Below are 7,293 nucleotides of genomic sequence, written 5' to 3'. Positions count from 1 at the left end.
CAACAGGACTCTCGACAAGCCCTATCGTTGCAGGTCAGGAGCACTTCTCGCGTTTGCGATCAACCCTCGGACGGCCTGCTTGGCGAAAGCGCGAGTTAGAACTCGCGCGGATTGGTGGTGGAGCCGGCTCTGGTGGTAGGGCGGGCACAGTTCGGGTGATCCCGGAGTCGCAACACTCTGTGATCACCGGGGGGCCTGTTCTGCCGTTGTCACTGTCCTCGCCGTTGTGGGAGCGGTTCTCGGCGTTGTTGCCCGGTTGGACGGGGGCGTGCTGTCCCCGGTTCCCGCGGCCATCCGGGTGGGTGGTCGTCGGCCCGGTGCGGGGCGGTGGACCATGGGTACGGTCCGTGTTGTTGGGTTTCGCCGGATGGCTTCCGGCGGGTGGGCGGGCATGGCGTGGGGCGGGCCGGCCCGCCGGGGCTGTATGGACTGGACGGGCCGGTTGGGCTGGTTGGTCAGTGGGGGGACAGGGTCGCGATGTCGTGGCCGAAGGCGACGGTCAGGTGGGTGTTGTGCGGTGTCACCGCCACCGCCTTTACCGGTGCGGGGAAGGTCAGTGCCGGTCCTGTCTGCCGGTAGGTGCTCAGGTCCCATACGCGTACTGTTCCGTCGTCGCTGCCAGTGACGGCTACGGGGCGGCCGTCCACCACCCCCGTCGCCACCGCACCCACCTCGTCGTCGTGGCCGGTGAGGGGTTCACCGACCTGCTCACGGGTGGTGAGGTCCCACACCCGCACCGTACCGTCGTCGCTGCCGGTGACGGCGAACCGTGTGGAGCCGCCCGGGGCGCATACGGACATGGTGAGACAGCGGCGGGGGCGTGCGATTGACGGATCTTGTCTGCGGGGCTGCTGGGGGCTTCCTCAGTGAAAGCACGTAACTGTCTGCGTAAGTGTGTGGTGAGGGGGTCGGTTCGGGAAGATTTGTCGGCGGGGAGCTGGTTGGATGCGGGCATGTCTGATGATCTGCACATTGATGGGGCCGGGGCTGGGCCGACCGTGGTGAATGAGTTGGCTGGCGGTGCCATGAGTGCCGTGGCCCGTTGGAGGGAGTTCGAGAGGCTGCTTGTCGGCAGGGGGCTCGGGTGGGGGTTGCATTACGCCCCGGCCCAGCTGCGCTACGCACGCACGGTTGAGCACCCGCGGGGGGCTGATCTTGAGCACTTGTTGCCCGTCGACTACCGCGCCTTCGTGGCGGAGGTCGGCTATCCCATGCTCGACTATTGCGACGACGTTGAAGGGTTTGCGTTCCTTCCGCCCGAGGCCATGGCCAACCAGTCGGTCGACCAGCCGGATTCCGACGGAACCTTCCCCACCCCGGTCAAGGACCAGCCAACCCGGTGTCTGCACGCGTTCTTCGCCGGCTACGACCTACCCGACTACCAGGGCTACTCGCTCGGTCCGGCCAATGACGAGGATGAGATCGCCGTGTGGGTCGTCGAGGACGGCGGGCCCGTGGAGACGGTGGGCACGTTCACGGAATGGCTCAGCGCGGAGCTGGGTCGGCATGAGCAGAACATCCTTGGGCTGGATGATGCGAAGGTAACCGAACTGCGAATGGCTTACAGCAAGCCGGACGGGCGGTCGCGCATGGCCAGCATTGACGAGCCAGATCCTTACCGTCTGCTCGAAACATCGCTGGGCGGCTCCTACGACCAGGCCGCGTACACGGCCGAAGACCTCGACCTGGTCTGGGTGGGGCCTGGCATGTGGGGCGGTGATCACGGCGCGTACGGCCTGATAGACGGGTCGGGCACCTGGCGAATCCCGTACGGCGCCGAGTTCAGAGCCGTACGGCCATTCCGCGGCGGCGTCGCCGAGGTCATCGTGGCCTCGAAGGACACCAGCCACACCGGCCCGTGGACCAGGATCCGGCCGGATGGATCGATCGTGCCCGGGTAGCCATTGGTTCATGGGCGGCGGTGCGGGCGTTCGTCCCAGCGGTGGGTTGTCCATGCCCGGCGGATGAGGCTGCGTACGGTGATGATGGTGTCGGCGAGATCGAAGAACGCGTTGATGACGGTGGTCCGGCGCTCGTAGCAGCGGGCGAGGCGCTGGAAGGCGTTCTGCCAGGCGTGGGTACGCTCCACGTGCCACCTCTGACCTGCCTGGATCGGCGCCTTCTCACCCTTGTGAGCGATTTTGCCGTGCAGGCCGCGTTCGGCGAGCAGGGCGCGGGTCTTGCCGGAGTCGTAGCCGGCGTCCAGATGGACGGTGATGTCCTCGGGCAGGGGTCCGAGGTCGTCCAGGAGGTCCAGGGTCGGGGCGAGCAGCGGGGAGTCGTGGCGGTTGGCTCCGGCCAGGACGCGGCCCAGTCGAATGCCGTAACCATCCGTCATGCCAGAACGTTTCAGGCCCTGTTTGCCGCGGTCGACCGGCGAACGCCCGGCTGCTTCGCCGCCTCCGGGAGCCTTGGTGATAGCGCCGTCGACGCCGATCCGGTCCAGGACGAGGCCGACGATCCGGTCGTAGCACTCCAGCGCGATCCGCTTGAACTCGGCGAAGATGCCCAGTCGTATCCACTCATCGCGGCGGCTGCGGATCGTGGTGGCCGAGCACGTCGTATCCGCTATCGCCTCGTAAGAACAGCCGAAACGCAGCAGTTGCAGCACCTTGTCGAAGACGACCCGGTCACTGATGCGCCGACGGTGGCAGCCCAGCGGATGGTCCGGGTGATAGACCGGCCGCGCGGGCAGCAGGAGCGCGAACTGGTCCCAGAGCGGTTCAGTGAGCCACGACGGCAGCACAGGCACAGGTCTCCTCAGTAATCACAGAGCGTCGCAACCCCATGATCACCGGGACTTGCGCCCGTTCTGCTGCCGGTGTCCCCAACCGTGCCTATCCGCGTGGCCTCTTACTGGGCAGGGTTACCGGCACGAAGGTGATCTGGGGATTCCGGGGCGGGATGCCTTTCAAGCCCCTTCTGCGGCTCCCGAACATCACCTGTACGGCGTGGTCGCAGGTTCCAAGCCCTACCTTGATCACATCTTGCTCCGTGACTACCTGCGTCAGCGGCCCGATGAAGTCCGGCGCTACAGCGCGTTGAAGGTGGCCCTCGCACAGCGGTTCCACGCCGACGGCGAGGGCAGGCAGGAGTACTCGACGGCGAAGGGCGCTCTGGTAGAGGAACTGGTTGCGAAGTCCTACGCCGCTCGGGCCGCCGGAGAACCGTGACGTGACGGCGGCCGCACGGGTTGGTGATGCTGTGACGCATTACCGAGCCCGTGCGGCCTTGTCCCATCCTGCCTTCTGCGGCCTTGATCGTGCACATCTCGGCGTTTTGATCGAGGAGTTGGCCGACCCGTGGCTGGGGCGGTGCGAGTCCGAGTTGCGTGAGCGTCGTGGAGGAGAGCGCAAGCGGGCCGCCGGAGCTGGGCCGGATCACAAGCTGGTCTTTACCGACCGAGTCCTGGTCACCCTGGTTCACCTGCGCCTGCAGCTGCCGCACGCGGCACTGGCCGAGTTGTACGGTGTGACCCGCCCCACCGTCACCCGGGCCATCCACGAGGTCCGCCCGCTGCTCGCCGCCCGGGGCTTCGCCGTTCCCGACCGGCCCGGCCTGCGCCTGCGCACCCTGGCCGACGTCTTCGCCTACGCCGAGGCCGAGGGTGTCGAGCTGCGCATCGATGGCACCGAGACCCAGGTCCGCCGTCCCAAGGCCGGTTGCCCGGGCCGCAAGGCGTTCGTCTCCGGCAAGAAGAAGCAGAACACCGCCAAGACCACCACCATCAGCGACGGCTCGGGGCGCCTGCTGTGGTCCGGGGCCGACCGGCCCGGCCGGATGCACGACCAGACCGCGATGCGCACCGAGGGCATCGCCGAGCAACTGCGGCTCCACCCGGACGTCAGGGCGAAGGTCGACGAGGGCTACCGGGGTCTGGCCAACGACTTCCCCCAGCAGGTCCAGGCGCCGCCGCGCAAGCCGAAGGACAAAGCGCCGCTGGGCGAGAAGTACGCCTGGCGCGAGGCACGCCGACGGCAGTCCTCCGCGCGGATCTGCGTGGAGCACACCATCGGCGAGGAAAAGAAGTGGCGACCGCTCCAGCGGTACCTCGGCTTCCGCGAGGCCTACGCCGAAACACACGCCGCCATCGCCGCACTGGTCTCCGACCGCGCGGCCCGCAGGCCCACCCGGCGGCGCACGAGCACCGAACTCGTGTTCGTCTGGCAGACCACCTGCTGATCACCCACCAGCCGAACCGCCAGGCCAGCATGCCCCAACCTCAATTGCGTACCGAGTCGTTAGAGGTGTCGCGACCAAGGCCGACGCCTTGCTCAAGGCTGGGCAGACCCACTGGCAAGAACGCGAACCACCAGAGTGGCCACAGCAAGGTCGAGCCGGGGCGATGGGCGCGCGCAACCAGACCACCGAACAGCGCAAACACCGGGGCGCAGGCAGACCCGTACCTCGCGCTCAACCGCCTTGACCGCCTTACAACTGGTCCCCCGTGCTGGCTGGTTGCGGGGGATGAGGGTGCTGGCGCGCCCGGCCTCCTCGGCGGTGGGCAGAGGTTCACCGACGAACTTCGAGGCACCGCGGGAGTCGGCTGCTTTGCCGCGACGCATCCGCGCCCCGGCTATCAGCGACCGGGACTGTGGAGTGCAGATCGTGGCCGACAGCTGGGTGTGCGCCGTCGGCGCACCCAGGAAGTCGGGTCAACGAACGCCGCGGAGACCGCCGCCTGCGTATGGAAACTTGCATCTCGGCAGTGCCTCGCTGATTGCGCGTGCCAAAAGCGTGAAGAACTCCCGTCATCGCTGGTCACAAGGCACTCCTCCATATTCCCAAACGTCAGCCACAGGCATCAGCCGGGGATCGAGTTTTAGTCTCACAGGAGTTGATGTACTTCAGCCTCGGGAGGATGACCTATGGCAGCCGTGCACGTGACCGTGTGGGACGACCGCGATCGGGCCAGGGGAGGCCGGGCCCCGACAGTTTCGGTGGCCCCGGCTGCCGCTGCTGCCCCCGCCCTCTTCATCCACAACATCTTCACCTGGGGCAGCGACTCCACGTACGGGTTTGCCGGGCAGCGGCCCCTCGCGGACAGTCGGCGGCTTCTCATGATGGATCGCCGGGGCTACGGAGACAGCCCGGACACCGCGCGCAGCGACTTCGACGTCGACGCCGAGGACATCGTGGAGGTTCTCGGTGACGGGGCCTCAGCCGTGGGGCTCGGCGGCGCCCACCTCGTGGGGCACGGGAACGGCGCCGTCGCCGCGCTCATCGCCGCCGCGCGCCGACCCGACCTCGTCCACTCCCTTGCTCTCATCCAGCCCTCCGCCTTCACCGCCGCCGCGCACCACCCAGTCGTCGCCGGCCTCCTCGACCGGGTGCGCGACGGCGCCCCGGGCATTCCAGACGGCGTCACGCCGGAGCAGTATCTCCGTGCGTCCACCGAGGGGCTGGGGATGGCCATGCCCGAGCCCACGTCGCGCCGGCTCCGTGCCGTTGCCACGTCCATGGGGGAGCGGCCCATCTGGGAGGCGGAGATCCCAATGGAGGTGCTCCGGAGTGCCGCCCTGCCGGTTCTGGTGATCTGCGGAACCTGGGAGCACGCGCCGGCCGCGTACCGCGAGCACGTGGGGCTCCCTCTCATGGCCGTGGCCGAGTCCCTCACGGACTCCCTCGGGGGCAGCCTTGTGCGGGTGCCCGGCTACTACCCGCACACCCAGGAGCCCGCCGCCGTCAACGCCGCCCTGCGGGAGTTCTGGGGCTGACCCCGTTCCGCATCGGCTGCCGGTCCAGCGCGGCTCACCCTGCCCGGCGGTCCGTCTCATCAGGTGCAGACTGCACATGGAGCATGGACTGTCCGATGCCCGGACAGATTGCCCCGGTGAGAGGCTGGGACGCGGATGCCGCACGGGTGTCCGCTTGGCTGTAGCAGGGAGTTCAACGTGCAGGACATTGTTGTCGACCCGGTTGCCCACAATCGGGCAGCCTGGGACAAGTATGTCCAAGAAGGCAACGAGTGGTCGACGCCGGTGAGTGCTGAGGATGTCGAGCGCGCCCGCAGGGGCGACTGGTCGATCGTTCTCATCGGGCGTGAGCCGGTCGACCGCTCCTGGCTGCCGACGGACCTGACCGGCAAGGACGTGTTGTGCCTGGCCTCCGGAGGTGGCCAGCAGGGTCCGATCCTCGCCGCCGCAGGGGCGCGGGTCACCGTATTCGACAACTCACCCCGCCAGCTCGGCCAGGACCGGATGGTGGCGGCGCGCGACGGACTGGAACTGCGCACCGTCCTGGGCGACATGCGCGACCTCAGCGCCTTCGGAGACGCAACATTCGACGTCGTATTCCAGCCGGTCGCCAACCTGTTCGTACCGGACTTGGCAGCGGTGTGGCGTGAGTGCTTCCGTGTCCTGCGACCGGGCGGAACTCTGCTCGTGGGCTTCCTCAACCCTGATGTGTACTTGTTCGACCACGAGGCGCTCGACGAGCGCGGCGAACTGATCGTCGTGCACAAGCTGCCCTACAGCGATGTCACGCAGTACTCCGCCGAGGAACGCGCCACGAAGTTCGGCGCGGATGCCGCTCTTGAATACAGCCACACCCTCACCGACCAGATCGGCGGGCAACTCGCCGCGGGGTTCGCCCTCACCGCCTTCGCGGAAGCGCCGCACCAATCCGACGCATCCGCTCAATACATGTCGCACTATTTCGCGACGCTGGCGGTCAAGCCGGGCTGACCCGGCCGTGCATCCGGCCTGGCGGCCTGCTCGATCTTCGCGCAGTAGGCCGCACGGGCTTCCTCGTCGATCTGCTGCTCGTGTTCGGGGCGCACCCCGGTCCGGCCGTCGAGGCTCTCGCGCAGGATGTCGGCGTGCCCGGCATGCCGGTTGGTCTCGCCGAGGACATGGACCAGGACGGCGAACAGGTTCGTGTTGGGGCCAGGCTCCGGCCACCACGGCACGTGGCCGGGGGCGTCGAGGGGAAGCCCGTTGACCGTCGCGTCCGAGTGTTCGCATGTGCGTCGGTAGAACCCGATGATCTGATCGCGAGTCTCGTCCTCGGTCGCCCACAGATCGTTGCCGTTGTGGTCCTGCCACCGGGGCAGCGGTTCCGGGGAAGGGCCGTCGAAGACCTCGCCGAAGTACCCGGCCTCGACGGTGGCCACGTGTTTGACCAGGCCGAGGAAGTCGGTCCCGGTCGCTGTCAAAGGTCGGCGGGCGCGGAACTCGCCACGTGAGACAACCTCCAGCGCATCTGCATTGGCCCGCCATGCCCCGGACCGGGTGAATACATGGCCGGCATAGGGCCCGGATAGGGCGCCCTTCAACCATGGCCAAAACCGAC

Annotated in this window: 8 protein-coding genes; 5 read left to right on the top strand and 3 right to left on the bottom strand. The window is 67.9% G+C overall.

What is annotated here, in order from left to right:
- Positions 1 to 455: 455 nt before the first annotated feature.
- Positions 456 to 800, bottom strand: coding sequence for a hypothetical protein (locus ABZ622_RS30545; RefSeq protein WP_360548654.1), 345 nt, complete (start codon positions 798 to 800; stop codon positions 456 to 458).
- A gap of 153 nt (positions 801 to 953) precedes the next feature.
- Between ABZ622_RS30545 and ABZ622_RS30540 the strand changes: the two genes are divergently transcribed.
- The gene (locus ABZ622_RS30540) at positions 954 to 1,901 is read left to right on the top strand and encodes an SMI1/KNR4 family protein (RefSeq protein ID WP_360548652.1); all 948 of its coding nucleotides are present in this window, start codon (positions 954 to 956) and stop codon (positions 1,899 to 1,901) included.
- An 8-nt stretch (positions 1,902 to 1,909) separates the two neighbouring features.
- On the opposite strand, the gene ABZ622_RS30535 is transcribed toward ABZ622_RS30540, so the two are convergent.
- Positions 1,910 to 2,752 carry an IS5 family transposase gene (locus ABZ622_RS30535; RefSeq protein WP_360548650.1) on the bottom strand — a complete coding sequence of 281 codons (843 nt, stop codon included), beginning with the start codon at positions 2,750 to 2,752 and terminating at the stop codon, positions 1,910 to 1,912.
- On the opposite strand from ABZ622_RS30535, the gene ABZ622_RS30530 reads away from it, so the two are divergent.
- The 4 genes from ABZ622_RS30530 to ABZ622_RS30515 all read left to right on the top strand — a co-directional run bounded on the left by ABZ622_RS30530 (position 2,727) and on the right by ABZ622_RS30515 (position 6,686).
- On the top strand, positions 2,727 to 3,173 hold the full coding sequence (locus tag ABZ622_RS30530) for a GrpB family protein (RefSeq protein WP_360548648.1): 447 nt from the start codon (positions 2,727 to 2,729) through the stop codon (positions 3,171 to 3,173). The genes ABZ622_RS30535 and ABZ622_RS30530 overlap by 26 nt on opposite strands.
- A gap of 31 nt (positions 3,174 to 3,204) precedes the next feature.
- Entirely contained in the window at positions 3,205 to 4,182 is a 978-nt protein-coding gene (locus ABZ622_RS30525) for a transposase family protein (RefSeq protein WP_360548646.1), read from the top strand.
- Positions 4,183 to 4,868: 686 nt separating this feature from the next.
- On the top strand, positions 4,869 to 5,717 hold the full coding sequence (locus ABZ622_RS30520) for an alpha/beta hydrolase (RefSeq protein ID WP_360548644.1): 849 nt from the start codon (positions 4,869 to 4,871) through the stop codon (positions 5,715 to 5,717).
- A gap of 177 nt (positions 5,718 to 5,894) precedes the next feature.
- Positions 5,895 to 6,686: a class I SAM-dependent methyltransferase gene (locus ABZ622_RS30515; protein WP_360548642.1), complete on the top strand. Its 792-nt coding sequence runs from the start codon at positions 5,895 to 5,897 to the stop codon at positions 6,684 to 6,686.
- Here ABZ622_RS30515 and ABZ622_RS30510 read toward each other — a convergent pair.
- Positions 6,653 to 7,276, bottom strand: a complete 624-nt coding sequence (locus ABZ622_RS30510; RefSeq protein WP_360548640.1) for a DinB family protein — start codon at positions 7,274 to 7,276, stop codon at positions 6,653 to 6,655. The two genes, ABZ622_RS30515 and ABZ622_RS30510, sit on opposite strands and share 34 nt — an antisense overlap.
- Between the last annotated feature and the right edge of the window lie 17 nt (positions 7,277 to 7,293).

This window comes from Streptomyces sp. NPDC007164 (genome assembly GCF_040634135.1).
GTDB lineage: Bacteria > Actinomycetota > Actinomycetes > Streptomycetales > Streptomycetaceae > Streptomyces > Streptomyces sanglieri.
The sequence above is the reverse complement of the archived record's forward strand: the minus strand, read 5'-3'. Positions and strand labels throughout refer to the sequence as shown.

Excerpts from the sequence above, each read along its gene's own strand:
- ABZ622_RS30540 (WP_360548652.1), top strand. The coding sequence starts at position 954 with ATGTCTGATGATCTGCACATTGATGGGGCCGGGGCTGGGCCGACCGTG.
- ABZ622_RS30545 (WP_360548654.1), bottom strand. The coding sequence starts at position 800 with ATGTCCGTATGCGCCCCGGGCGGCTCCACACGGTTCGCCGTCACCGGC.
- ABZ622_RS30520 (WP_360548644.1), top strand. The coding sequence starts at position 4,869 with ATGGCAGCCGTGCACGTGACCGTGTGGGACGACCGCGATCGGGCCAGG.